General features: G+C 29.0%; 26 protein-coding genes, 1 tRNA gene and 2 rRNA genes. 21 read left to right on the forward strand and 8 right to left on the reverse strand.

Annotation, left to right across the window (positions count from 1 at the left end):
* The 7 genes from BS62_RS07980 to BS62_RS08010 all read left to right on the forward strand — a co-directional run.
* Positions 1-163, forward strand: a 23S ribosomal RNA gene (locus tag BS62_RS07980); the annotation flags it as partial.
* A gap of 47 nt (positions 164-210) precedes the next feature.
* A 5S ribosomal RNA gene (gene rrf / locus BS62_RS07985) occupies positions 211-327 on the forward strand.
* A 197-nt stretch (positions 328-524) separates the two neighbouring features.
* Positions 525-2,753: a DNA helicase PcrA gene (pcrA, locus tag BS62_RS07990; protein ID WP_496490737.1), complete on the forward strand. Its 2,229-nt coding sequence runs from the start codon at positions 525-527 to the stop codon at positions 2,751-2,753.
* Between the two features lie 15 nt (positions 2,754-2,768).
* Complete coding sequence (locus BS62_RS07995) at positions 2,769-4,067, forward strand: M18 family aminopeptidase (protein WP_496490738.1); 1,299 nt, start codon at positions 2,769-2,771, stop codon at positions 4,065-4,067.
* Positions 4,068-4,092: 25 nt separating this feature from the next.
* The gene (locus tag BS62_RS08000) at positions 4,093-4,884 is read left to right on the forward strand and encodes a patatin-like phospholipase family protein (protein WP_496490739.1); all 792 of its coding nucleotides are present in this window, start codon (positions 4,093-4,095) and stop codon (positions 4,882-4,884) included.
* A gap of 65 nt (positions 4,885-4,949) precedes the next feature.
* The gene (locus tag BS62_RS08005) at positions 4,950-5,546 is read left to right on the forward strand and encodes an AAA family ATPase (RefSeq protein ID WP_496490740.1); all 597 of its coding nucleotides are present in this window, start codon (positions 4,950-4,952) and stop codon (positions 5,544-5,546) included.
* A 90-nt stretch (positions 5,547-5,636) separates the two neighbouring features.
* Positions 5,637-6,161 (forward strand): peptidylprolyl isomerase, encoded by a 525-nt coding sequence (locus BS62_RS08010; RefSeq protein WP_496490741.1) that lies wholly within the window; start codon positions 5,637-5,639, stop codon positions 6,159-6,161.
* Between the two features lie 130 nt (positions 6,162-6,291).
* On the opposite strand, the gene BS62_RS08015 is transcribed toward BS62_RS08010, so the two are convergent.
* Positions 6,292-7,890 (reverse strand): putative manganese-dependent inorganic diphosphatase, encoded by a 1,599-nt coding sequence (locus BS62_RS08015; RefSeq protein WP_496490742.1) that lies wholly within the window; start codon positions 7,888-7,890, stop codon positions 6,292-6,294.
* Between the two features lie 70 nt (positions 7,891-7,960).
* Between BS62_RS08015 and BS62_RS08020 the strand changes: the two genes are divergently transcribed.
* Positions 7,961-8,557, forward strand: a complete 597-nt coding sequence (locus BS62_RS08020; protein ID WP_496490743.1) for a DUF4230 domain-containing protein — start codon at positions 7,961-7,963, stop codon at positions 8,555-8,557.
* A 234-nt stretch (positions 8,558-8,791) separates the two neighbouring features.
* Here the strand turns inward: BS62_RS08020 and BS62_RS08025 are convergent, their stop codons facing one another.
* Positions 8,792-11,299, reverse strand: a complete 2,508-nt coding sequence (locus tag BS62_RS08025; protein ID WP_496490744.1) for a CoA-disulfide reductase — start codon at positions 11,297-11,299, stop codon at positions 8,792-8,794.
* Between the two features lie 129 nt (positions 11,300-11,428).
* On the reverse strand, positions 11,429-11,719 hold the full coding sequence (locus BS62_RS08030) for an ArsR/SmtB family transcription factor (protein ID WP_496490745.1): 291 nt from the start codon (positions 11,717-11,719) through the stop codon (positions 11,429-11,431).
* Between the two features lie 207 nt (positions 11,720-11,926).
* On the opposite strand from BS62_RS08030, the gene mnmL reads away from it, so the two are divergent.
* The gene (gene mnmL / locus BS62_RS08035; RefSeq protein ID WP_496490746.1) at positions 11,927-12,874 is read left to right on the forward strand and encodes a tRNA modification radical SAM protein MnmL/YtqA; all 948 of its coding nucleotides are present in this window, start codon (positions 11,927-11,929) and stop codon (positions 12,872-12,874) included.
* Between the two features lie 49 nt (positions 12,875-12,923).
* Here the strand turns inward: mnmL and BS62_RS08040 are convergent.
* Both BS62_RS08040 and BS62_RS08045 read right to left on the reverse strand, forming a co-directional pair.
* Positions 12,924-12,997: transfer RNA gene (locus tag BS62_RS08040), tRNA-Cys, on the reverse strand.
* 183 nt (positions 12,998-13,180) lie between these two features.
* Positions 13,181-13,426, reverse strand: a complete 246-nt coding sequence (locus tag BS62_RS08045) for a hypothetical protein (protein WP_496490747.1) — start codon at positions 13,424-13,426, stop codon at positions 13,181-13,183.
* An 87-nt stretch (positions 13,427-13,513) separates the two neighbouring features.
* Between BS62_RS08045 and BS62_RS08050 the strand changes: the two genes are divergently transcribed.
* The 7 genes from BS62_RS08050 (at position 13,514) to BS62_RS08080 (ending at position 19,842) form a co-directional block, all read left to right on the forward strand.
* Positions 13,514-14,245 carry a YkgJ family cysteine cluster protein gene (locus BS62_RS08050; RefSeq protein ID WP_496490748.1) on the forward strand — a complete coding sequence of 244 codons (732 nt, stop codon included), beginning with the start codon at positions 13,514-13,516 and terminating at the stop codon, positions 14,243-14,245.
* A gap of 225 nt (positions 14,246-14,470) precedes the next feature.
* Entirely contained in the window at positions 14,471-15,268 is a 798-nt protein-coding gene (locus BS62_RS08055) for a GTP pyrophosphokinase (protein WP_496490749.1), read from the forward strand.
* Positions 15,269-15,364: 96 nt separating this feature from the next.
* The gene (locus tag BS62_RS08060; RefSeq protein ID WP_496490750.1) at positions 15,365-16,057 is read left to right on the forward strand and encodes a metallophosphoesterase; all 693 of its coding nucleotides are present in this window, start codon (positions 15,365-15,367) and stop codon (positions 16,055-16,057) included.
* A gap of 53 nt (positions 16,058-16,110) precedes the next feature.
* Positions 16,111-17,826 (forward strand): ABC transporter ATP-binding protein, encoded by a 1,716-nt coding sequence (locus BS62_RS08065; protein WP_496490751.1) that lies wholly within the window; start codon positions 16,111-16,113, stop codon positions 17,824-17,826.
* Between the two features lie 14 nt (positions 17,827-17,840).
* Positions 17,841-18,635, forward strand: a complete 795-nt coding sequence (locus BS62_RS08070) for a hypothetical protein (protein ID WP_496490752.1) — start codon at positions 17,841-17,843, stop codon at positions 18,633-18,635.
* A 134-nt stretch (positions 18,636-18,769) separates the two neighbouring features.
* The gene (locus BS62_RS08075) at positions 18,770-19,333 is read left to right on the forward strand and encodes a 5' nucleotidase, NT5C type (RefSeq protein WP_496490753.1); all 564 of its coding nucleotides are present in this window, start codon (positions 18,770-18,772) and stop codon (positions 19,331-19,333) included.
* Between the two features lie 23 nt (positions 19,334-19,356).
* A complete protein-coding gene (locus tag BS62_RS08080; RefSeq protein ID WP_496490754.1) occupies positions 19,357-19,842 on the forward strand; it encodes a hypothetical protein in 486 nt (161 codons plus the stop codon).
* A gap of 34 nt (positions 19,843-19,876) precedes the next feature.
* Here the strand turns inward: BS62_RS08080 and fba are convergent, their stop codons facing one another.
* On the reverse strand, positions 19,877-20,803 hold the full coding sequence (fba, locus tag BS62_RS08085; RefSeq protein WP_496490755.1) for a class II fructose-1,6-bisphosphate aldolase: 927 nt from the start codon (positions 20,801-20,803) through the stop codon (positions 19,877-19,879).
* A gap of 187 nt (positions 20,804-20,990) precedes the next feature.
* Between fba and BS62_RS08090 the strand changes: the two genes are divergently transcribed.
* The 5 genes from BS62_RS08090 to sstT all read left to right on the forward strand — a co-directional run bounded on the left by BS62_RS08090 (position 20,991) and on the right by sstT (position 25,283).
* Entirely contained in the window at positions 20,991-21,320 is a 330-nt protein-coding gene (locus tag BS62_RS08090) for a DUF1904 domain-containing protein (protein WP_496490756.1), read from the forward strand.
* A gap of 30 nt (positions 21,321-21,350) precedes the next feature.
* On the forward strand, positions 21,351-22,073 hold the full coding sequence (locus BS62_RS08095) for a pseudouridine synthase (protein ID WP_496490757.1): 723 nt from the start codon (positions 21,351-21,353) through the stop codon (positions 22,071-22,073).
* Positions 22,074-22,112: 39 nt separating this feature from the next.
* Complete coding sequence (rlmD, locus tag BS62_RS08100; protein ID WP_496490758.1) at positions 22,113-23,468, forward strand: 23S rRNA (uracil(1939)-C(5))-methyltransferase RlmD; 1,356 nt, start codon at positions 22,113-22,115, stop codon at positions 23,466-23,468.
* Between the two features lie 48 nt (positions 23,469-23,516).
* Positions 23,517-23,708 carry a YwbE family protein gene (locus tag BS62_RS08105; protein WP_496490759.1) on the forward strand — a complete coding sequence of 64 codons (192 nt, stop codon included), beginning with the start codon at positions 23,517-23,519 and terminating at the stop codon, positions 23,706-23,708.
* Between the two features lie 348 nt (positions 23,709-24,056).
* Positions 24,057-25,283, forward strand: coding sequence for a serine/threonine transporter SstT (gene sstT, locus BS62_RS08110; RefSeq protein WP_496490760.1), 1,227 nt, complete (start codon positions 24,057-24,059; stop codon positions 25,281-25,283).
* A gap of 36 nt (positions 25,284-25,319) precedes the next feature.
* Here the strand turns inward: sstT and BS62_RS08115 are convergent, their stop codons facing one another.
* Both BS62_RS08115 and BS62_RS08120 read right to left on the reverse strand, forming a co-directional pair.
* The gene (locus BS62_RS08115; protein ID WP_496490761.1) at positions 25,320-25,550 is read right to left on the reverse strand and encodes a hypothetical protein; all 231 of its coding nucleotides are present in this window, start codon (positions 25,548-25,550) and stop codon (positions 25,320-25,322) included.
* A 110-nt stretch (positions 25,551-25,660) separates the two neighbouring features.
* Positions 25,661-26,245 (reverse strand): hypothetical protein, encoded by a 585-nt coding sequence (locus BS62_RS08120; RefSeq protein WP_496490762.1) that lies wholly within the window; start codon positions 26,243-26,245, stop codon positions 25,661-25,663.
* Positions 26,246-26,423 lie beyond the last annotated feature (178 nt).

The following is a 26,423-nucleotide window of genomic DNA, read 5'->3' on the forward strand; positions in this document are numbered from 1 at the left end:
AATGGATAAGCGCTGAAAGCATCTAAGCGCGAAGCCGACTTTGAGATAAGATTTCCCACCGTAAGGGTAAGACCCCAGGAAGACTACCTGGTTGATAGGTTCAAGGTGTAAGTTCAGTAATGGATTTAGCTTATGAATACTAATAGGTCGAGGACTTGACCAATAATATGCTGTTTAGTTTTTAGTGTGCTAACACTATAAATAAGATTATGTGGTTACTATAGCAAAGAGGATACACCTGTTCCCATTCCGAACACAGAAGTTAAGCTCTTTAGCGCCGATGGTACTTGGTGGGAAGCTGCCTGGGAGAGTAGGACGTAGCCGCGTAGTCTTTTTTTATAATTTTAATAAATAAGTAGACTGAAAGCGACCTGGGGGTTGCTTTTTTTATTTACAAAGTTTTGTTCTAATTTCTATTAATATAGTAAATAATTAATAAGTAGTAAATTAAATTAGTATTAAATTTGAACATTTCTATTATTTCAATTAAAATATACTTATGGAACTTTTAGAGGAGGCACAATATGAATTTAGATACGTTAAATCCAGCTCAGCGAGAAGCGGTAGAAAAAATAGCAGGGCCAGTTCTTATACTAGCGGGAGCAGGATCTGGTAAAACTAGAGTTTTAACATATAGAATAGCACATTTAATAGAAGATAAAGGAGTTCACCCATCTCATATATTAGCTATAACATTTACAAATAAAGCAGCTAATGAAATGAGAGAAAGAGTTGAAGAAACTTTGGAGGCAGATACAAAAGAAATGTGGATTAGCACATTCCACTCTTGCTGCGTAAGAATACTTAGAAAAGATATAAATAAAATAGGATATAATAGATCATTTGTTATTTATGATAGTGGAGATCAAATGACTCTTATAAAAGACTGTTTGAAAGAACTTAACTTAAGTGATAAGGTATTTGAGCCAAAGAGTGTTATAAGTCAAATATCTGGCGCTAAAGACAAGTTAATATCTCCAGAGCAGTTTAAGAAAATACATCAAGATGATTTAAGAATGAGCAAAATAGCATCTATTTATTCATTATACCAAGATCGTCTTAAGAGAAATAGTGCGCTAGATTTTGATGATTTGATAATGAAGACAGTAGAGTTACTTAAAGAAGATGAAAGTGTTCTTGCTTATTATAGAAATAGATTTAGGTACATAATGGTGGACGAATACCAAGACACTAGTAAAGCACAGTATGAATTTATAAAAATACTTGCTAAGGAACATCAAAATATATGCGTAGTTGGAGATGATGATCAATCGATATATGGATGGAGAGGCGCTGACATAAGAAATATACTAGAATTTGAAAGAGATTATGATAGTGTACATGTAGTAAAACTTGAACAAAACTACAGATCTACTCAGGTTATACTAGATGCCGCAAATACTGTAATTGCAAATAATATTGAGAGAAAAAGAAAGAAATTATGGAGTGAGCAAAAAGAAGGCGAGCCTATAAATATATATATATCGGAAAATGAAATTACAGAAGCAGATTTTATAGCAGATACTATAATCAAATTACGCAGACAAGGAAGAAAGCATAGAGATTTCGCCATATTATATAGGGCAAACGCACAGGCTCGTCCAATAGAAGATGCACTTAATAGGCAACAAATACCTTATAATATATATGGCGGTATAAAGTTCTATGAAAGAAAAGAAATAAAGGATTTAATATCATACTTAAGATTAGTTCAAAACCCACAAGATGATATAAGTTTAAGAAGAATTATTAATGTTCCTAAGAGAGGAATAGGCCTTAGAACAATAGAAAAAATAGAAGATAGGGCTACTATTAAACAAGAAAGTATATTCTCTGTCTTATTAGATATAGATATTAACTCTGATATATCTACCAAAGCTAAAGCTAGTATAAATAATTTCGTAGAAGTAATAGGAACATTAAGAGCCATGAAGCAGGCTTATCCAGTAAGTAGGCTAATAGAAAAGGTTTTAGAAACTACAGGATATATAAAAGAATTAGAGTTAGATAAATCTGATGAAAGTCAAGATAGAATAGACAATCTAAGAGAATTTATATCGATAGCTATAGAATTTGAAAATAGCAGTGAAGAAAAAGACCTTGAAACATTTTTAACTTCTGTTGCTTTAACCTCTGATGCAGATAGAAATCAAGAGGATAATGACAGAGTATCTCTTATGACTATGCATACATCAAAAGGACTTGAGTTCCCTGTGGTTTTCTTGCCTGGGGTAGAAGAAGGAATATTCCCTATATCTAGAGCTATTAAATCTATGGTGGAATCAGAAATAGAAGAAGAAAGAAGATTGTGTTATGTAGGAATAACTAGAGCGAAAGAAGAGTTATTCATGATACATACAATAAAAAGAACTTTATATGGTAAAACAAACACATCTATTAAATCAAGGTTTATAGGGGAATTACCGCAAGAATGTGTTAACTGGCCAAATAAAGATGAATACCAATCTATAAGTATTGGAAGCTCTAAATCAGGACATAATTTGCTAGATAAGTACAAACAAAAGTATATGCAAAATATGAATAAAAAGGCTGTTGCTACAAATATAGGGGCTACTATAAAACCTGAAGGTAATGATGGCGAACCTGATATAAAACTAGGGAGCAAAGTTCATCATCAAAAGTTTGGAATAGGAACTGTTGTATCAATTCAAGGGTCAAATGTAACTATTGCATTTGAAAATAAGGGAATAAAAATTATAAATAAAGATTATACAACTTTAGATTTAATTTAAAAAGGAGATAGTAAAATGAACATTAAGGAATTTGGGAATGATTTAATAGATTTTTTATATGAAAGCCCTACTGCATTTCATGCTGTAGAAAATGCTGAAAAGTTACTTTGTAAAAACGACTTTGAAAAAATTAATTTATTAGATAAATGGAATTTAAAATTAGGGGGCAAATACTATGTAAAGAAGAATGAATCTGCTATAGTTGCTTTTACTATAAATTCTAACAACATTGAAGAAGAAGGATTTAGAATTATAGGGTCTCATTCTGATTCACCATCGTTTAGAATAAAGCCAAATGCTGAAATGGAAGCTGAAAAAACATATTTAAAATTAAATACAGAGGTATATGGCGGACCAATACTAAATACCTGGCTAGATAGACCATTAGCTATAGCAGGTAGAGTTACAGTTAAAAGTGAAAATATATTAAGACCAAAGGAAATATTGGTAAATATAAATAAACCCATATGTATAATACCTAATTTAGCTATACATATGAATAGAAGTGTAAACGAAGGGGTAGCATTAAATAAACAAAGAGATATGCTTCCATTGGTAGGTATTTTAAATGATAGATTAGAAAAAGATAACTTTTTACTAAAAGAAATATCTAATAATTTAAATATTTCCATAGATGAAATACTGGATTTTGATTTATTTTTATATGAGTATGAAAAAGGTATTTTAATGGGCCCTAATGAAGAACTAGTATCTTCTTCAAGATTAGACAATTTAGCTATGGCTCATGCTAGTTTACATGCTTTATGTAATAGTAATGGAAATAAAGGTATAAATATAGCTGTTGTATTTGATAATGAAGAAGTAGGGAGTTCAACAAAGCAAGGAGCAGATTCTAATATGTTATTAAATATATTAGAAAGAATTTGTTTGAGTTTTGATAAAGATAGAGAAGGTTTCTTTAGAAGTTTGTACTCTTCATTTATGATATCAGCAGATTTGGCTCATGCAGTTCATCCTAATGTTCCAGAAAAACACGACCCGACTAATAGACCTGTTATGGGTAAGGGGCCAGTCATAAAGATAAATGCTAATCAAAGCTATACAAGTGATAGCTATTCTATAGCTATTTATGAAAGTATATGTAGAGAAGCTGATGTACCATGTCAAAAATTTGTGAATAGATCAGATGAAAGAGGGGGAAGTACTATAGGACCTATATCTTCTACCCATATAGATATACCATCAATTGATATAGGGACGCCGATACTTGCTATGCACTCAATAAGAGAATTAGGTTCTGTCGTAGATCATTATTATATACATAAGAGCTTTATTAAATTTTATGAGGTATAGAACTTAGTAAAAGGGAGATGACGCAATGAATATAGGACTTTGTTTACCAGGCGGCGGTGCCAAAGGAGCATTTCAAGCAGGGGCTATATGTTCACTTTATGACAATAAAATAAATAACTTTAGCATAGTTACAGGCACGTCCATAGGAGCTATTAATGGATACTTTGTATATACAGATAATGTTGATAAACTTAGAGATATGTGGACAAATCTAGATGAAAAAAATTTCGCTGATGCTAAAATAAGCGATAATGTTGTGGATAACTCTGAAATAATAAATGTATTAAAAAATCTAAATGATAAAGGTAATAATACAGAGTCACTGTATGTAAATTACACTAAAATAAGAAACCATAGCATCGAAGAAGTTACAGTAGATGTGGCCAAACAAGATGTAGAAGAGGGATTGGATTATATAAAATATAGCTCTCTTTTGCCATGTAAAATAGATGAAGAAGTTACACTTAAGGAATTAATAAATTCTTATGATGTAGTAAAGGTATTTGAGGACTTTAAGACAGATGTTCTAAATGGAATATTCGATGGATACGATTTAGATGGGGGAATAATTAGAAATACATTGCTCACACCATTTATAGAACACAAAGTAGATAAATTAATCATAATACCTATGAGAAATGACTATAATGCGCCAGAGTATATAAAAGAACATTATAAAGATGAAAATATAGTTATAATAAAGCCAAACACAAACCTTACTTCTGAACATACTTTAAAATTTGAAAGAAAGTTCTGTATAGATATATTTAATGAAGGCTATGAATTAGCCAAGGACATTATCAATAAACTTGAATAAAATTCTAAAAATTAGTATAATATACAGGTTCTTTCAAAATAAAAACTATGGAGTTGAGAATAAATATGGCAACAAAGAGAATAGCCGTTTTGGGCGGTCCAAGATGTGGAAAAACAACGCTTATACAACACCTATATGTTGAGATGAAAATATCTGGATTGAACGTAGGATATGCCTTTGAATATTCAACTGAATATTTAAGAGATAAAGGTATGATTGAAAGTATAGCAGAACAATATGGAATATATTTAGGTCAAAAGAAATTAGAAGATCAATTATCTCAATTTGACTATGCTTTAACTGATTATGCTACCTTTGTACCATATATATATGGTAGATTCATGTTAGGAAATAAGCAAAGGTCTAAAAAAGAAATAGAAATACTAAAGGACCTATATGCATTAGCATTAGAAGATATACAAAATTACGACCTTATAATATATGTCCCAAGAGAATTTGGGTATGTACAAGATGGAATAAGATGGCAAGATGAGAAAATAGCTTCAGAAATAGATGAATCTATATTAGGATTCTTAAAGTCTGAAAATGTAAATTATGTAGAAGTAAATGGGACTACAAAAGAAAGATCTAAAAAAATACTAAATATTTTAGATATAGATTATCAGGAAACACCACAATTAGACGGAGTACAAGAAAAATAAGCCATGCTTATTTTTTATGGTTTTGTATATACTAAATAAGAAGTACATAGTATAATTTATTTGTAAATATTTTACATCGGAGGTAGTTATATGGAAACTAAAAATCCTATAGTTAATATTGAAATGGAAAACGGAGGTAAAATAGTTGTGGAATTATATCCACACATAGCTCCTAATACAGTTAAAAACTTTGTATCTTTAGTACAAAAAGGTTTTTATGATGGACTTATATTCCATAGAGTAATACCTGGATTTATGATACAAGGTGGATGCCCACAAGGAACAGGAACTGGAAATCCAGGATATTCTATAAAAGGTGAATTTAGCTCTAATGGATTTACAAACAACCTAAAGCATGAAAAAGGAGTTATATCTATGGCAAGGTCTGCGAGTCCTAACTCTGCTGGATCTCAGTTTTTTATAATGACTGCTAGATCTCCTCATTTAGATGGACAATATGCTTCTTTTGGTAGAGTATTAGAAGGAATAGAAGAAGTAGATAAAATAGTTAGTGTTCCAACTGATTTTAGAGATAAGCCACTTGAACCTCAAGCTATGAAAAAAGTTACAGTAGAAACTTTCGGAATAGATTATAGTGATGTAGAAAAAGCATAGTAACAAAAAGGTATTGATTAAAATATAATCAATACCTTTTTAAAATTACAAGGAAATTATAATTTCCAACATATAAATTTGAGCAACAGACCATATTGCAAGGTCGTTGGCGACATGAGTGAAACGAATTTTATTTATTTATTTTAAGTGCATTAGTCAACTTAGGAACTAACTGTTTCTTTCTAGAAACTAATCCATCTACAAATGCTCCTTGGTGAGCATCTATATCAAATGAGCTAGACATAACACTATCAGATCCTTTATATAAGATATAAGATCCTTCTTTTATAATATCAGTTATAGCTAAAAGTAATATATCATAGTTAGTATTATTTATATGATTTATGAATTCTTCTTTTTTATTAAATACAGAATCTACATCTAAGGTAAATACCTGTCCTATGCCAACTCTACGGCCTTCAATATTAAACTCTTTAAAGTCCATATTAACTATTTGTTCTATAGTATATCCTTCTAATGAAGTACCTGCTTTAAACATTTCCATAGCGTATTTTTCATAATCAATTCCGAGTATTGTACTTAATTCTTCAACTGCTTTTTTATCTATATCAGTAGTTGTTGGAGATTTAAATAACAATGTATCTGATAATATTGCTGACATCAATAATCCAGCTATATCATGTGGTACTTCTAAATAATTTTCTTTGTACATCTGATAAATTATAGTAGCACTGCACCCAACTGTTACATTTCTAAAATTTATAGGAGTAGATGTAGCTATACCTCCAATTTTATGGTGATCTACTATTTCTAGTATTTCAGCTTGGTCTAGGCCATCTGCACTTTGAGCATATTCGTTGTGATCAACTAATATAACTTTTTTTCTAGATGGACTTAATAATTGCTTTCTGCCAATTAATCCTAAAAACTTATCCTTATTATCTGTTACAGGATAACTTCTAAAATTAGTATTTATCATATCATCTTTTATATCATCAACATAATCATCTTCATTAAATACAATTAAATCACTAGTATTAACTATCGATTCCAAATAATTACAATGATTTATTAGTTTAGATGTTTCATAAGTATCTAATGGAACAGATATTATAGAAACACAATTGTCTTTAGCAAGTTGTAATATATTTTGTGGAATTTCTTGGTCTCCAGTAACTATTATTAGTTGAACCTTAGTTTCTATAGCATAATTAATAGTGTCATATCTATCTCCGACTATTACTATATCACCTTGATGTAATACTTCCTTTATAGTTTCATATCCAAAAGATAAAGTTATAACTCTACCATTTATTATTGGATTACAATTTACAAGTACTGAACCATTTAGGTCTTTGCATATATTTGATATAGAAGTATTTATAGTTCTATGATTATTTAGAAGTAATCCTGTAGCTATATCCTTCATAGTTATAAGACCTATAAAAGATCCATTTTCATCTACTATAGGTAAAGTTCTTATATTGTTTTTATCCATAGTTTTATATGCTTCTAATACAGATTCATGTGGATTCATTGGATTTACTTTGTCGTATTGTAAATCCTTAACCTGTATTTTAACATTTTTTAAAATTTCAGGATGTTCTACATCGAAGTGATTTAAAATGTATTGAGCTTCTTTTCTTATTTCACCTAATATATAAGGTGTAGCTTTATATCCTAGCATGTTTTTTAACTTAGCTAAAGCTATAGCAGAACATACTGAGTCTGTATCAGGGTTTTTATGTCCGAATACTAATGCAGGCATTGTGATGCTCCTTTCACTTAAAAAATTGTTATATTGCAATAACTTATATTATATCAAAGGGGGTAGAATTTTGGTACAAAAAGTAAAAAAAACTAAAAAAATGTCAGTAATTTTTATAACATTAGTATGCGTACTTGTTTCTATATTTAGTTATAAGTATATTTTATCTGAACATACTAAAAAAAATACGAGTGCAATAATGGATACTATTTATGAAGTTTTAGAAATTACAACTACTAAATATAATTACACAAATATAGTAACTTTTAAAAAGGATAAAACTGTAAATAACATAAAAATACCATTTACAGAAAAATCCTTTATAGTAAAGTATAATGGAGTGATAAAGGCAGGAATAAATGGTGAGGATATAAAAGTTACAAAAAATACTGGAGATACTATAGATATTCAAATAAAAAAATGTGTAATATTAGATCATTATATAGATCAAGAGAATATTTATGTATATGACATAAAAAATTCTATATTTAATAAGTTAACTATAAATGAGGTTTTCGAAGAACTCAATAAATATAAGGATGAGTATGAACAACAGACAATTTCAGAAGGATTTTTAGATGAAGTGAAAGAGAATACAACAAGTTCATTGAAAACAACATTAAAAAATGCAGGATATAAACAAGTGAACATTTCATTTATAGAATAAAGTAAAATAATTAGGTTTTCAACTAAACAAAAACAATTTAAAATTTTCTGAAAAGTTTAACGACTAAGTGTTGACTTTTAAATAATATGTTAATATAATAATTATATAAAACAAAAATTTAAAAAATAAAGGGGCCTATTAAGGCCCCCTTATTTTTTAAATAAAAAACATGTTTTGACATATAAAATATAATCTTATTGTCGAAAAAGGATTATTTTTGTATAAAGATAATTTTTATATAAATAGGTTTAATCCAGATTCATCAGCTGCACCAAGATATGAAGCAACTCCTGCTATTTCAACTCCATCTATTAGTTCTTCTTTCTTTATCCCCATTAAGTCCATAGACATAGCACATGCTACTACATTAACACCCATATCTATAGCATTCTTTATTAATGTATCTATATCATCTACATTATTTTTCTTCATTATATGACTTATCATCTTAGGTCCCATACCACCCATATTCATCTTAGATAGTGGAAGTTGCCCAGTATGCTTTGGAAGCATCATATCAAACATTTTTTCTATTGAATCTTTTTTGATTGATGGTTTATCTTTTATTTTTAGCACATTTAAGCCCCAGAATGTAAAGAACATAGTTACTTTTTTGCCCATTGAAGCAGCACCAGTTGCTATTATAAATGATGCTATCGCCTTATCTAACTCACCACTGAATACAACCATTGTAGCGCCATCTTTAGATTGATTAGCTATAGTAGCTGATCCTACAGTACAAGATGTATCAGAGTTATTTAGTTGTTTATTTCCTTTTAAGATGAATGCTTTAAATGCCTTTTCATCTTTATCAAACTCAGATTTTATTAAAGTATTTCCTGTTCTTTCACACCAAGTAGATATGTCCTTAGCAAATCCTGGATCAGTAGCTTTGACTTCTAAAATTTCTTCCTCATTCATTTTATTAACTTCTTCAAAAACTCTTCTTATTGGGCCAGGGCATTGAAGGCCACATGCATTTAGTACTACATGTGCAGTTATATCTTTTAATTCTTCATTATTCAAAGAAGAGCCACCTTTTATAACTCCAGAATCATCAACTGGAGCATCATACTTTTTTCCCTTGTCACCGTTTATACCTTTAACTAAAGCATAAGTTTTGTATCCACCATCTAAGTTCTTACAGCTATATCCATTTTGAGAAAGTATTCTACAACCAATATATCCTCTAAGACCAACTTGGCAAGTTAAATATACTTCCTTATCTTTTGGTAGTTCATTAATTCTATTTCTAAGTTGACCTAAAGGTATATTTATAGAACCTTCTATATATCCCATATCTATTTCTTCAGGTTCTCTAACATCTATTAATAGCCCACCATTTTTAACTATATCATCTATTTCATTCCACTGAACTGTATCAACAAGACCTTCTATTATATTCGATGCAACATATCCTGCCATATTTACTGGATCTTTTGCTGAAGAGTATGGTGGAGCGTAACATAACTCTACATCTGGCAAATCAAATACAGTTAAGTTACCTTTTATAGCAGTAGCTATAACATCTATACGTTTTTCAACTCCATCAAAACCAACACCTTGTGCACCAAATATTTTTCCGTCTTTAGGATCAAATATTAGTTTAAGTGATATAGGGAATGCGCCAGGATAATAACCAGCATGAGACCCTGGATGTATGTGCAATACTTTATAATCTAAACCTATTCTTTTCAATACTTTTTCATTATTACCAGTTGAGGCAACTGTTAAGTCAAATACCTTAGCAACAGAGGATCCCATTGTACCAGAATATTTAACATCTCTACCTGATATGTTATCAGCTACTATTCTACCTTGTCTATTTGCAGGCCAAGCTAGAGGTATCATAGTAGGTTTTCCATTTATATAATCTGTTACTTCAACAGCATCTCCTAAAGCAAATATACTAGGGTCTGATGTTCTCATATGATCATCTACTATTATAGCTCCTCTTTCATTAAGATTAAGGCCCGCGTCCTTAGCTATTGTGCTTTCCGGCTTTACACCTATAGAAAGTATTATCATATCTGTTTCTATTTCTTTACCGCTATTTAATATAACTTTTGTACCATTACTTTCAAAAGCTTTAACACCATCTTCAAGTATTAAATTAACACCTTTATCTACTAAATGATCATGTGCTATACAAGCCATTTCATAGTCAATTGGAGCCATTACTTGGTTAGACATTTCAACGATAGTTACATGAACATTTCTTTCATGAAGATTTTCAGCCATTTCAAGACCTATAAATCCTCCACCAATAACAACTGCACGTTTAGGTTTGTTATTATCTACAAATCCTTTTATTGCATCGGTATCAGGTATATTTCTTAAAGTAAATAAGTTATTAGCTTCATTTATTCCAGGGATCGGAGGTTTAATTGGGTTTGCACCTGGAGACAATACTAATACATCATATGACTCTTCATATGTTTCTTTAGTTTTATGATTTTTAACAGTAACAGTTTTATTATCTTTATTTATTTTAATAACTTCGCTTAGATTTCTTATATCCATATTAAATCTAGTAGACATTCCTTCTACAGTTTGAACAAGAAGGTTGCTTCTATCAGCTATTGTTTCTCCTATATAGTAAGGAAGACCACAGTTAGCAAATGAAATATATTCTCCTTTTTCAAACATTATAATTTGAGCATTTTCATCAATCCTTCTAAGTCTAGCTGCAGTAGAAGCACCGCCAGCAACTCCACCTACTATAATTACTTTTTTAGACATTTATAAGACCCCTTCCATTTTTATATTATAAAAACATTATATTATAATAATATGATTAAGTTTATATAAAAGAAGTCATAATTATAAAATTATATGTTTTAACTTCTTTTATATTTTGACACATTTTAATTATTCTTCAAATAAGGCTTTTATTACTCTTGCAACTTTTTCATTAGAAACTTTGTATATTATTTCAAGGCCATTTCTTTCTCCAGAAATGATTCCTGAAGATTTTAATTTAGCAACATGCTGAGAAATAGTAGATTGAGGCATATCTAAACATATTTGCATAGTAGTAACATTACTACTACCTGCATCTAATAGGCCTTTTACTATACAAAGTCTAACTGGGTGAGATAATGCTTTTAATATTTCAGCACTTTCCTCGAATAATTTAGGGTTATTTAAGAATGTTTCCATGTTTATTCCCTCCAACAATGCTATATTCATATATTACGATATAGTTTATGACTTGTCAATAAATTTTGTATAATAAATTTTCAATATATAATATTTACATATATAGTATAAGTAAATTAGTATATATTAATGTATATAGCATTAAAAATATATAATATAATTAGTTCTATATATTATTTGAGAACTACTATTTATCAGGAGGACAAAATGAATAATAGATATAAAATATATTCTAATTATCTTAAAGAAAAATACGGAGAAAAAGTTTATAAATTACCTTTGAATTTGCCTATAACTTGTCCAAATAGAGATGGAGAGATAAGTAAAGGAGGTTGTACATTTTGTGCAGATGTAGGTGCAGGATTTGAAAGTCTAGAAAACACTTTATCGGTAAAAGACCAACTTATTAAGAATATGGATTATATAAGAAAAAAATATAAAGCAAATAAGTTTATAGCTTATTTTCAAAATTATACTAATACCTACATGTCTTTAGAGAAATTTGAAGAGTATATAAATGAAGCTATTATTGAAGATATAGTTGAGATAGATATATCTACAAGGCCAGATTCTATAAATGAAGAATATCTTAAAATATTAAAGAGTATTAGTGAAAAGAATAATATAAATATCTCTATAGAAATGGGACTTCAGACAGTAAATTATCATACTTTAAATCAAATAAATAGAGGTCATAGCCTAGCAGAATTTATAGACGCTGTTTTAAGAATTAAAAAATATGGTTTCGAGGTTTGTGCTCATCTTATATTAAATTTACCTGGAGATAATATGACTGATGTAATTGAAAATGCAAAAGTATTATCAGCATTAGGAATAGATGGAGTAAAACTACATTCTTTATATATAGCAAAAGAAACAGTTATGGCACGCCAGTATATAAATAATGAAATAAATATGATAGATTTAGATGAATATGTAAAAAGAGTATCAATATTTTTACAGTATTTATCTAATGATATAGTAATTCATAGGCTAATAGGCAGAGCTCCTGAAGAAAATACACTGTTTTGTAATTGGAATACTTCTTGGTGGAAAATAAAAGACATGATAGACGAATATATGGAGATAAACAATATATATCAAGGAAGTAAGTGTGGTTATCTAAACGGAAAAGCGGTTAAAAAGTTTTTATAAATCTAACAAGGGTAGACTTAAATATATTTAAGCCTACCCTTATTAATAATGGAGGCGGCACCCGGATTTGAACCGAGGATAAAGGAGTTGCAGTCCTCTGCCTTACCACTTGGCTATGCCGCCTTACAATGTTATAGTATAGTATATTCACGTGGTATTAAAATATTACCATATTTTTTTGAAAAAAAAGAGAACTTCCTTGGGGGAGTATGGAAGTTCTCAAAGGGGGAGATTGAGTTAAATCTTTGTTCGTACAATTATAATATGTACAAGTTTAGGATTTGTTATACATTTTTTGAAAAATTTTTATTTTTTTATAAATTTTGGGCCTAAATATTTTTTGATGTCTTCTTCTGAAGAAAAAGGATCTATTAATATCTCTTTTCCACTGTCTTGAAATATCACCAAAACTTCACAATCTGCTGCTAAGAAAAATTTTCTTACAGTGTCTTCTCTTACTTCTCTAACTTTAATTATGTCTTTTTTCTTTTTTTCAAAATCCTTTGTAAAATATATTCCCATTGGAGATATTACCTTGGCATATCTATTCATAAAAAATTACCTCCTACTAATATGTATAAATTATGGTATAATATTCTTTTGTGTTAACCTAATATATTATAACAAGGAGATGTTATAATGCCTAGTATAAAAAAAGAAACTATATTAAAAGGTATAAAGCATTGTAAAGAAAATGAAGTTTTTTCAGAACTACACAAAATATATGCTGATGTTCCAAAGGGGAATTGCAAAGGCTGTGGAAACTGCTGCATGGAGTCCGTTGGAATAAGTTTGGTTGAATTTCTAAACATATATAATTATTTACAAAAAAACAACAATTTAAAATCAAATAGTATAAATAATATTTTCGATTATTATTTTTTAGAGTATGTCCAAAAGCTACCTTGTCCATTTAAAGATGAAAATAATATGTGTTCTATATATGAAGTAAGGCCGCTTAATTGTAGAATATATGGACATTGGATAAAAGATGATTATAATAATAACCTAAATAAAATAAAAAAACAAAATATAGAGTTTGCTAAATATATGAGAGAAGCACATAATTTAACTATAAACGATAGTATAGTGAATTATAAAATTGCTTACTGTGAGGATTTTAAACCCTATAAAGATTATATGAGTAAATACAATCGTTTAAGTTTCTCTGATAGAATAGTTACATTAGATTCTAAATTATATTCTAAGGGGATAATAAACATAGATTTTAAGGATAGAGGGATAGTAGAATATTTTATAGAATCTATATTTAATGAAAAAGTTTCTAGAAATATAAAAATTAAAATTACAAAAGATAATAACTTAAGAGAGAAGACCCTTAATAAATTAAAAAGATTATTTATATATTAGTAAAAGCAAATAATTTTTTGCGTGAATTTTAAATATAGAGGGGTTAAACTAAATATAACTCATATAATAAATAGAGAAATTTAATAATATTACCTTAAAATTTATAGAGAATATAGTGTAAGTCTATACTACGAACTTTATAATGGAAATTCACATTATTGTACAAAAAAATAATGATTTATGGTAAAATAGATAGTGTTAATAACGATATAAAGGGTGAGAAATATGGAATATGAGAAGTGGGATGATATATTAGTACCGTATGAACATGGGATAGAAGAACTAAAAGTAAAGTTTAAAAATATAAGAAAAGAATTTTTAAATAAGGGAGAGTATTCTCCTGTAGAATTTGTTACAGGAAGAGTTAAAAAAATAGCATCTATAATATCTAAATCTAAGAGATTGAGTATACCTTTAGATGAGGTAGATAAAATGGAGGATATTGCTGGAATAAGGATAATGTGTCAATTTGTTGAGGATATACATACTATAGTAGATATTATAAAAAATAGAAATGATATGACTATAGTATATGAAAAAGACTATATAGAAAACTTTAAGGACAGCGGCTATAGAAGTTATCATGTAATAATAAAGTATCCTATAAATACGATTTTAGGATTTAAGGAAATATTAGCTGAAATACAAATAAGAACTCTTGCTATGAATTTCTGGGCTACAATAGAACATTCTTTAAAGTATAAATACGAACATTATATACCAGAAGATATAGAGGCTAGATTGAGAAGAGCAGCTGATGCAGCTTTTTTACTAGATCAAGAAATGAGTGAAATAAGAGAAGAGATAATGAAAGCTCAAGTTATGTATCAAGTAAAATCTATAACTATAAGAGATGTATTAAATAGAATACAAGAACTTTACAATATAGGAGAAACTCATAAAGCTATAATGTTTCAAAGAAGACTAGATCGAATAGATAATGAAAGAGATATAAGTGAGATAATAATTTTAAAAAATGAAATAGATGAAATATTAGGGCAATATAAAAAAGAGGTGAAGTAATTTCACTTCTTTTATTTTTATATGATTATTATTTATTGTATAAAATTATAAAGAATACATAGTTAGGATATAATTATTTAAAGAGGAAGTGATAATATGGCTTTGTATGCAATTGGAGATCTACACCTTTCAAAGGCTGTAAATAAACCTATGAATATCTTTGGAGACCACTGGAAAAATCACGAGGAAAAAATAATAGAAGATTGGACAAGTAATGTAAATAATAATGATACTGTATTAGTACTGGGAGATACTTCTTGGGGTATAAATATGCAAGAGGCAATTCCGGATTTAAATATTATAGATGAACTTCCAGGAAGTAAAATATTTATAAAAGGAAATCATGATTATTGGTGGAGTACTATAGGAAAGTTAAACAAACTATTTGATAATATGCGTTTTTTACAGAATAATTATTATACATACAATGAATATGCTATATGTGGGGGTAGAGGGTGGATATGTCCTAATGAGGTTAAGTTCGATGAAAATGACAAAAAAATATATCCTCGAGAAGTACATAGGATAAAGTTATCCCTAGATGCTGCAAAAAAGGATGGTCATGAAAAAATAATAGTAATGACTCATTATCCGCCTACAAATGATAAGCTAGAAGAATCGGAATTTACTAAGCTATACGATGAATACAGTGTTGAGAAAGTTATATATGGACATCTTCATGGACAAGAATCTTTTAACATGGGATTAAAAGGGATTTTCAATGAAGTTGAATATATATTAGCTTCATGTGATTATACAGAATTTAAACTTATAAAAATAATGGATTAATATACAGTGTTTAGTAAATAATATATAAATAGTAGTTAAAAGAGGAGAAATATATGTTGAAAAAATTCATTCAATATTACAAGCCACATAAAGGATTGTTTATATTGGATTTTTCGTGTGCTTTTTTAATATCTATAATAGATTTGATATCTCCTATGGTTGCCAAAAATATTGTAGATAATGTAATACCATCTAAGAATCTAAAATTATTAATGATAATAGGTATCGTACTTCTAACTATATATGTATTGAGAAGTATATTTCAATATATAGTAGATTATTGGGGCCATATGTTAGGAGTAAGGATGGAGTATGATATGAGAGAAGATCTATTTTCTCATATTAGCAAACTGCCATTTTCTTATTTTGATAACAATAAAACAGGTCAAATAATGTCAAGATTGGTTAATGATTTAAACGAAATAGCAGAGCTTGCGCACCATGGGCCTGAAGATTTATTTATAGCAGCTATAACATTGATAGGGTCATTTGCTATAATGATGACACTAAATGCAAAATTAGCATTATCAATATTAATCATAATACCTTTTATGTTGTATTTCGGAATAAATAAAAATAAATTTATGAGAAAGTCATTTCGAGAGTTAAGATCAAAACTAGGAGATATAAATTCTCAAGCTGAAGATAGTATAAGTGGAATTAGAGTTGTCAAAGCTTTTAATAATGAACAGTATGAACAAAAAAAATTTAGAATCGGTAACTTAAACTTTAAAAAAGCAAAAGAAGACTCTTACAAAGCTATGGCTGAATTTTTTTCTGGAATTACATTTTTCTCTAATTTTATAAATCTCATTATTTTGGTATACGGTGGGTACCTAATAACAATAAATGATCTTACTATAGGAGACTTGGTTGGATTTTTACTTTACATATCATTATTCTTACAACCAATAAGAAAAATATCAAATTTAATAGAGAGCTATCAAAAAGGTATGGCAAGTTTTTCAAGATTTATAGAAATAATGAATGTCAATCCAAGTATAAAAGATTCTAAAAATGCTATAAATATAGAAAATGTCAAAGGCGATATAAAGTTTGAGCACGTGAATTTTTCATATGAAGGAAAAAAAGAGGTTTTAAGTGATATAAACTTACATATAAAACCGAATGAGACAGTTGCATTTGTAGGTGCATCGGGAGTAGGTAAAACAACTCTATGTAATTTAATTCCTAGGTTTTATGAGGTTATAAGTGGCAGTATAAAAATAGATAATATAGATATTAAAGATATATATATAAAATCATTAAGAAATAATATAGGGGTAGTTCAACAAGATGTATTTTTATTTTACGGAACTATAAAAGAAAATATAGCTTACGGGAATATAAATGCAAGTGATGAAGAAGTAATAAAAGCCGCTAAAAATGCAAATGCTCATGAATTTATAATTTCTCTAGAAAATGGATATGATAGCTATATAGGAGAAAGAGGTGTAAAGTTATCAGGTGGACAAAAACAAAGGATAGCAATTGCAAGGATGTTTTTGAGAAACCCAAAGATATTAATATTAGATGAAGCTACCTCAGCGCTTGATAATAAAACTGAACAAATAATACAAAAATCCCTACATGATTTAAGTAAGGATAGAACAACTTTAGTAGTAGCACATAGATTAGCGACAATAAAAAATGCAGATAGAATAGTAGTTTTAGATAAAGATAAGATATCTGAGGTTGGAAAACATGAAGAGCTTATTAATAAAAAAGGAATATATGCCAGTTTATATGAATCTCAATTTAAAGTATAAAGGAGTTGTGATCTATGAGATGGATTTTGGTGATCTTGCTCTTGTATTTAATACCTTTAGTAATTTTGTTCAAAAATAATAAAAATTTTAAAAGAGCTTGCACATATGCCAGTATATATACTGTATTATCAAGTATTATACTTATAAGCAATATATATATAAGTAAGGTTAATAATATAAGAGATATGGTTTATTATAATTCTTATGCAGCAGATGAAGTAGAACCAAAAAAAGAAGATGTTCCTAAGGATAAAAAATCAGTGGAGATTGACACACAAAGTCCAAGTGAAGAAAAAGAGATTATTGTAAATGATGAAAGTGTAGATAAAATAGAAGAAGAACCTAAATCTACTTTAAATATAGAAACTAATAAAAAAGAAATAAAGGATTCTGATTTAGTATTTGAATTTAAAAGCGAAGTTTATGATATAGAAAAAGTAGCATTAATTCCTATGAGAGAATGTGTACCTAATGCCAAGGCATTTTTAGAAAATGCATCAAATTTAAAGGAAATAAAGAAAGAAGTAATAGATGCACAACAAAAGTGTGAAGAGGTTGTTGAAACCTATGAAGCACTAGAGATTCCAGAATTAGATAAAGAAGAATATGAAAAAAAGCTATATGAAGCAAAAATAGATGTTCAAAAAGCTTACATCCTAAGAGGTAAGGCTATGGAATCTGGGGTTAGTTTTATTAATACAAAAAACCCTAAGTACTTAGGAGAAGTAAAAGAGTATATGGAGCTATCTGATGAATATATAAAAAATTTCGTTCAAAAGGTAAAGATTGTTGAAACTAAAGTAGAATAACAAATTATTATCTAAAAGCTTGCTTGCTAAGGCAAGCTTTTTGGAATTAAATAATAAATGCAATTTTGCATAAAAATATGAGTTATGTTATAATAGTTAACTTGTAAAGTCATATTTACAAATGGAGGGAATCAATGAAAAAATTAAATATTTGTATAGATATTGATGGGACTATAACAGATCCATATCATTTTATACCGTATATGAATGAAATGTATAATGATAATATAAAAGCTGAAGATTGTTATACCCATAGATTAGAAGTTTTATATAATAAATCGCTAGAAGATATATTAGAAAAGTTTCATAATGAATATAGCTATTGTTATAAAGAAGCAGATATAGTTGAAGGTTCTCATAGTATAATAACCAAACTACATAATGAACACAATTTATACTTTGTAACAGCTAGAAGTGAGATATTAGAGCAGCATACATTAGAGTGGCTTATAGAGAAAGAATTTCCCAAAATAGATGTTCACTTATTAGGAAGTTATTATAAGGTAGACAAGGCAAAAGAATTGAACTGTAATGTTTTTATAGAAGATAACCCTGATAACGCCTTAGAATTAGCACAAGAAGGTATAAAAGTTCTTCTTATAGAAACTAACTATAATAAGGCTATAAGTCATGAAAATGTAATAAGAGTTAAAAATTGGTATGAGATAAGTGATATAATAAAAAATTTATCTTTATAATATAAGTTTGGGGGAGGTTAAATATGATAGAAGTTAATTTCCAAAATAAAAAAGGAAAGCTAAAACTTAAAAGTGATGATGTAGTAGACACACTAAGGTTACGCCCTGACTTTGAATATGTAGAAGATATATCTAATACTATAAATCAAAGAAATATAATGGTATTTGACTGTAAATTAGATAAATCAGTATTTAGATATGAAGAATTAGAAGACTTAATGGAAGAACTTGGAGAAGACGTTGATGAATCTTATTTTCAAGTATTATTTGAAGATATAAGAGCTTATTTAAAAGATGCTTGTGATGAAATAGAAGCTGATTTACAAGAGGAATATATGTATGATAATTTAAGGTGTCATTTTGAGATATACGATATAGATGATACATTTACAGATGTCAAGTTTGTATTCGCTGTATCATTTGCAAATATTAAAATAGCATCCCTTATGAATTTAACAAAAATAATATCAAAAAGATTATTACAAGGTGAATCAAAATATTATAATTAAAAAGGATGAGACGTTAAAATCTCATCCTTTTATACTATTTAGCTGAATTAACAGAGCCTAAAACGTTTTCTATTTTATCTTCTACAACTGATTGTATAGCATCTCTACCAGCACCTATATATTTTCTTGGGTCAAATTCCTTTGGATTTTCAACTAAGAACTTTCTTACAGCTCCAGTCATAGCTAATCTTAAGTCTGTATCCATGTTTATTTTACATACAGCCATAGAAGTAGCTTTTCTTAACATATCTACAGGTATACCCTTAGCACCAGCTATACTTCCTCCGTACTTATTACAAGTTTCAATAACTTCAGGATCAACAGAAGAAGCACCATGAAGAACTATTGGGAATCCTGGTAATTTATTTTGTATTTCTTCTAATATATCAAATCTTAATTTAGCTTCTCCTTTAAACTTAAATGCTCCATGAGAAGTTCCTATAGCTATAGCTAGTGAATCAACACCAGTTCTTTGTACAAAGTCTACTGCTTGGTCTGGATCAGTATAAACGTGATGCTCTGCTACAACATCATCTTCAATACCTGCTAATACACCAAGCTCAGCTTCAACAACAACGCCGTGTGCATGAGCATAGTCTACTACTTCTTTAGTTATTCTAATGTTTTCTTCATATTCGTGATGAGAACCGTCTATCATAACAGATGTAAATCCTACTTCTACACACATTTTAACTGTTTCTAGGTCTGAACCGTGATCTAAGTGTAGAGCAACGTCTAATCCTAATTCATTAGATGCAGTTTCAATCATATTTACTAATGTCTTAGGTCCAGTATATTTTATAGCTGAAGCCGAAGCTTGTAACATAACAGCTGAATTTTTAGCTTTAGCAGCTTTTAATACTCCTTGTACTTGTTCTAAGTTACTTATATTAAAAGCGCCTATAGCATATCCGCCTTCATAAGCTTTTTTAAACATTTCTTTAGTACTAATCAATGCCATGGTTAATCCTCCCTTTGATATGTAAAATAATAAGTTATTTGAATACATTATTGTATTTCTTTACCAAATATATTATACCCATAAAAATTAAAAAATGTATAGATAAAATTGTAATAACCAAAATTTAAAAGTATAATAATATTCATGTATAATAATACTTATAATAGTAGAAATTAGGAGGTACAATATGCCACAGATAATAATAAGAGGTATAAAACCAGAAAAATTATGTGAAATAAGTGAAAATATGATAGATGAGTTAGTTGAAGCTGTAAAGTGTCCAAGGGATTATTTTGAAATAGAGTGCATACAATCTGTAGCCGTAAGAAATGGACAAATATCAGATGCATATCCATTTGTAGAGGTTGCATGGTTCGATAGAGGTCAAGAAGTACAAGACAAGGTTGCTAAAATAATTACGGATAATATAAGAAATAATTTGAATGTAGATAGTATGGATTTAGCATTTACAGTTTTTGAAAAAGAAAAATACTATGAAAATGGACAACATTTCTAAAAACTCAGCATATATAAGTTGGAGGATAAAATGGGTAAAAAACAACGTTTAGAAAAAATTCTATCAAATTTAGGATATGGAAGTAGAACAGAAATAAAAAAATACTGCAAATACGGTATAGTTACTGTAAATGGACAAGTAGCTAAAAACTCATCAATGCAAGTAGATCCAGAAACTGACTGCATTATATTCGATGGTGAGAAAGTTGAATATAGAGAATATATATATATACTATTAAATAAGCCAGCTGGATGTATATCTGCTACTTTTGATAAACATGACAAAACGGTATTAGATCTAATAGATCCAAAATATCTTTCATTTGAGCCATTTCCAGTAGGTAGATTGGACAAGGATACGGAGGGTTTATTAGTGATTACAAATGATGGTCAATTATCACATAGAGTTTTATCCCCAAAAAAACATGTACCAAAGACCTATTATGCAAAAATTGAAGGTGCCGTTACAAAAGATGATGTTGAAGCTTTTGAAAAAGGGGTAGAACTTGATGATGGATATATTACTATGAGTTCAAGCCTTAACATAATAAAGTCTGATGATATATCAGAGATAGAGTTAACTATACATGAAGGCAAGTTTCATCAAGTAAAAAGAATGTTTGAAAGTGTAGGAAAGAAGGTTATATATTTAAAAAGGATATCTATGGGCGGGTTAAAATTAGATGAAAATCTAGCTTTAGGAGAATATAGAGAATTAAGTGATGAAGAGTTAATACTCCTTGAACAAAGATAATAAGATTAAATAAAATAAAAGCATTATGGAGGACTAAAAGTGAAAAAAAGAGATATTATAGAAATAAATGTAGACAAGATGGCATTTGGAGGGAATAGCGTAACTTACATAGATGACAAAAAGGTTGAAATGAAGGGCGGGATAACTGGTCAAAAAGTTAAAGCTCTTATAAAGAAAATAAGAAAAGATAAAGCAGAAGCAAAATTTCTAGAAGTATTAGAAAGATCTCCTTTAGAAACTCAAGAACCGTGTAAGCATTTTGATGTATGTGGAGGATGTACAATTTTATCTGTTCCTTATGATAAACAATTAGAAATAAAAGAAAAGCAGGTTATGGATTTGTTTTTAAGTGAAGATTTATCTGGATTTCAGTTTCAAGATATAACTTCTAGTCCGAGAGAAAGAAAATATAGAAATAAGATGGAGTATACATTCGGAGATGAAATAAAGGGAGGTCCTTTAACACTAGGTCTTCATAAAAAAGGTAAAAATATGGATATAGTAACTGTAGATGGATGCTTCTTAATCGATGATGACTATCTACAAGTATTAAAATCTACAGTAGATTACTTTAGTTCAAAAGAAATACCTTACTACAGAACCTTAAGTCATGAAGGTTATTTAAGAAACTTAGTTGTTAGAAAAGGTATAAATACAAATGAGATAATGGTAAATATAGTTACATCATCTCAACTTGATTTTGACATGACTGAATATAAAAATTTATTATTAGATTTAAACTTAGAAGCAAATTTAGTAAGTATTTTACATACTGTAAACGATAGATTATCAGATGCTGTATATTGTGATGAACTTAGAATATTACATGGAAGAGATTATATATATGAAGAATTATTAGGTCTTAAGTTTAAAATATCTCCTTTTTCTTTCTTCCAAACTAATACCAAAGGTGCAGAAGTATTATATGATATAGCAAGAGAATTTATAGGAGAACATGAAAATAAGGTTATATTTGATTTATATAGTGGAACAGGAACAATAGCACAAGTTATGGCTCAAAAGGCAAAAAAAGTAATTGGTATAGAAATAGTAGAAGAGGCAGTAGAGGCAGCCAAAGAAAATGCTAAGTTAAACAAATTAACTAACTGCGAATTTATTGCTGGAGATGTTGGACAAAAGGTTAAGACTATAAAAGCAAAACCGGATTTAATAATAGTAGACCCTCCAAGACCTGGTGTTCATAAAGATGCAATAAAAGATATAGTTAACTTTAATTCAAAAGAGATAATATATATATCGTGTAATCCTAAGACATTAGTTAAAGACTTAGTTGAGTTTAAAAAATATGGATATAATATAGAAAAGGTTAGATGTATGGATATGTTCCCTAATACTCCTCACGTTGAAACTATAGTAAAGTTGAAGAAACATTAATAGATAAATATATGATAGTAAAATCATATTTAATAAAGGATGAATATTATGGACGGAACAATAAGAAAATATATAAAGCCAGGTATAAGAGTAAAAATTGTACAAAAACAAGACCAACGTACTGGAAAATTAACTGAGGGTATAGTAAAAAGAATTCTTACTAATTCAGATACTCATCATCACGGTATTAAAGTTATGCTTGAGGATGGAACTGTAGGAAGGGTAAAAGAAATAGAATAACATATACTTAAGTAGAAAACATCTAACTTTAGTTAGATGTTTTCTACTTACTACAATGATATAAACAATATAAATTGTATAGAATTTAAAAATATGGCAATAATCTAAATATCATTGTAATTTAAGAGATGTTATAAAATTAGAGATATCGACAAATTTTGAGATTTATCGATATTTTCAATTAAATCTCTTGAAGTTAAATAGAAACTATGTTAAAATTTTAGTATTATATGAATGTTAAAAATATTCAACTTAGCAAAAGGAAAGCGTTTAACCTTGTTGCAAGATATTTCTGAAAGTTGATTACATTTATATTCAACTAAAATTAAAATAGGAGGGAAATTCAAAATGTTAAAAGCATGGAATCAAATGAGTTTGGTTAAGCGTATTCTTATAGGTTTAATCGTCGGTATTATTTTAGCTCTTGTAGCTCCTGGACCATTAAAGCCAATAGGAATTTTTGGTTCATTATTCGTAGGTGCCTTAAAAGCGGTTGCGCCTATACTGGTATTATTCTTAGTAACATCTGCTATAGCTCAACACAAAAGTGGTCAAAAGACTAATATGAAAACAGTTATCATTCTTTATCTTTTTGGAACATTTGCAGCAGCAGTTGTTGCTGTTGTGGCAAGTTTTATGTTCCCAACGGTATTAACACTTGCAGCAGGAGTTGAAAATGCAGCACCTCCAGGAGGTGTTGGAGAGGTACTAAAAGCATTACTTATGAATTTAGTTTCTAATCCAGTAACTGCACTTTCTGAAGCTAACTACATTGGTATTTTAGCTTGGGCGTTAATTCTTGGTCTTGCATTAAAAAATGCATCTGAATCTACAAAAGTAGGGATTAACAATCTTTCAGACGCATTAGCTACAATAGTAAAATGGGTAATAAACTTTGCACCAATAGGGATCATGGGACTAGTATTTGATACAATTGCTACAAGTGGTATAGAATCTTTACTAAGCTATGGTCAATTACTTCTTGTATTAGTTGGTTCGATGTTATTTGTTGCACTTGTTGTAAATCCGCTTATAACATTTGCTTTTATACGTCAAAATCCATATCCACTTGTTCTAAAGTGTTTAAAAGAAAGTGGTATTACAGCATTCTTTACACGTAGTTCAGCTGCTAATATACCAGTAAATATGACACTATGTGAAAAGTTAGGTTTAGATAAAGATACTTACTCAGTATCAATTCCACTTGGAGCTACTATAAACATGGCAGGAGCTGCAATTACAATAACTGTATTATCACTTGCAGCAGCTAAAACACTAGGTGTTCCAGTAGATTTTGGTACTGCATTAATTCTTAGTATAGTTGCAACTGTAAGTGCTTGTGGAGCATCAGGAGTAGCTGGTGGTTCATTACTACTTATCCCTCTTGCATGTAGTTTATTTGGTATTCCAAATGACATAGCAATGCAAGTAGTTGGGGTAGGATTCATTATAGGAGTTATCCAAGACTCTTGTGAAACTGCACTTAACTCTTCAACAGATGCACTTTTCACTGCTACTGCTGAATTTGCAGAGTGGAAAAAGGCAGGAAAGAAAATCGTTATTCCTAAGAACTAATAACAATTATTTAATGATATAAATAAGCCCTCTATTTTAGCTCAATGCTACAATAGAGGGCTTATTCTTTGCAGGTTTTGTAGCTTCAATGTAAGTCTTAACATATCCATAAGTATATGCTAATATAGCTCCACCTTTTTCTTTCATGTTTTTGATATAAGCATCTGCATTTGTTATTTTAGAAGCTAAAACCTTTGGTGGATCTCCGTAGTTTTTACCGAAATCAGCATCAGAGTTTGGTACTCCTGTATTAGTAGCTTTATCCATGAATATAAAATCAAATATATCAATATCATTAGTTATAGATTTCGTAGAATAATCTTTGAAATAAAAAAATTAACCAATTGATTAATCAATTGGTTAATTTTGTATGTATACTATTTCTTTAATTCTTGTTTTCCAGTTACAGAGCTTTTGTCATCCATTTTGAATGTATCCTTAGCTTCTTGAGTAGTAAAGTATACATTTCCTTCAACTTTATTATCAACTAGCTCGAAGTTTTCAGCTGAAACATATAAATCACCTACAAAAGTTCCATGTTGAATACTAGCGTTTGGACTATTTACAGTTAACTTTGGTGCAGTTAAAGTGAATCTAGCAGTTACGTTACGATCTTCATCTTGAGTGTAAAGAGCTATTTTACGTTGTACTACATCTTTACCAGCATCATCTTTTTTACCATTTTTGAATTCGCCGTCAAGCACTAAATCTTTATCAAATTTTAAATCTTTTAGTGTGGCTATTATCCATGTACCTTCGTTGCTTATTGCTTTTTCAAAAGCTTCATTAGTATCTACTATTGATGCTGTTGTTACAACATCTGGAGTTGATTCTGGTTTTGGTGCTGGAGTTTCTTGTTGAGTTTTTTCTCCAGTTTGATCTTCAGCAGGTTCTTGTTTAGCACATCCAACAAATACAGCAGTTGATAAAGCTAATGATAATAATAATGCTTTTCTTTTCATTTATAAATCCTCCTACGTAAAAATTATTTTCTGTTAATTATTATAACCAAAAATAATAAATATAACATAAATTTTGATAAAAATAGTCTTATATAATAAAATATAAAACTTTGTAAGATATTTGTTATTTATTTTTATACTTTATATTGTATAATGAATAGATAATACAAAAAAGGAT

It is taken from the genome of Sporacetigenium mesophilum DSM 16796, from assembly GCF_059569055.1.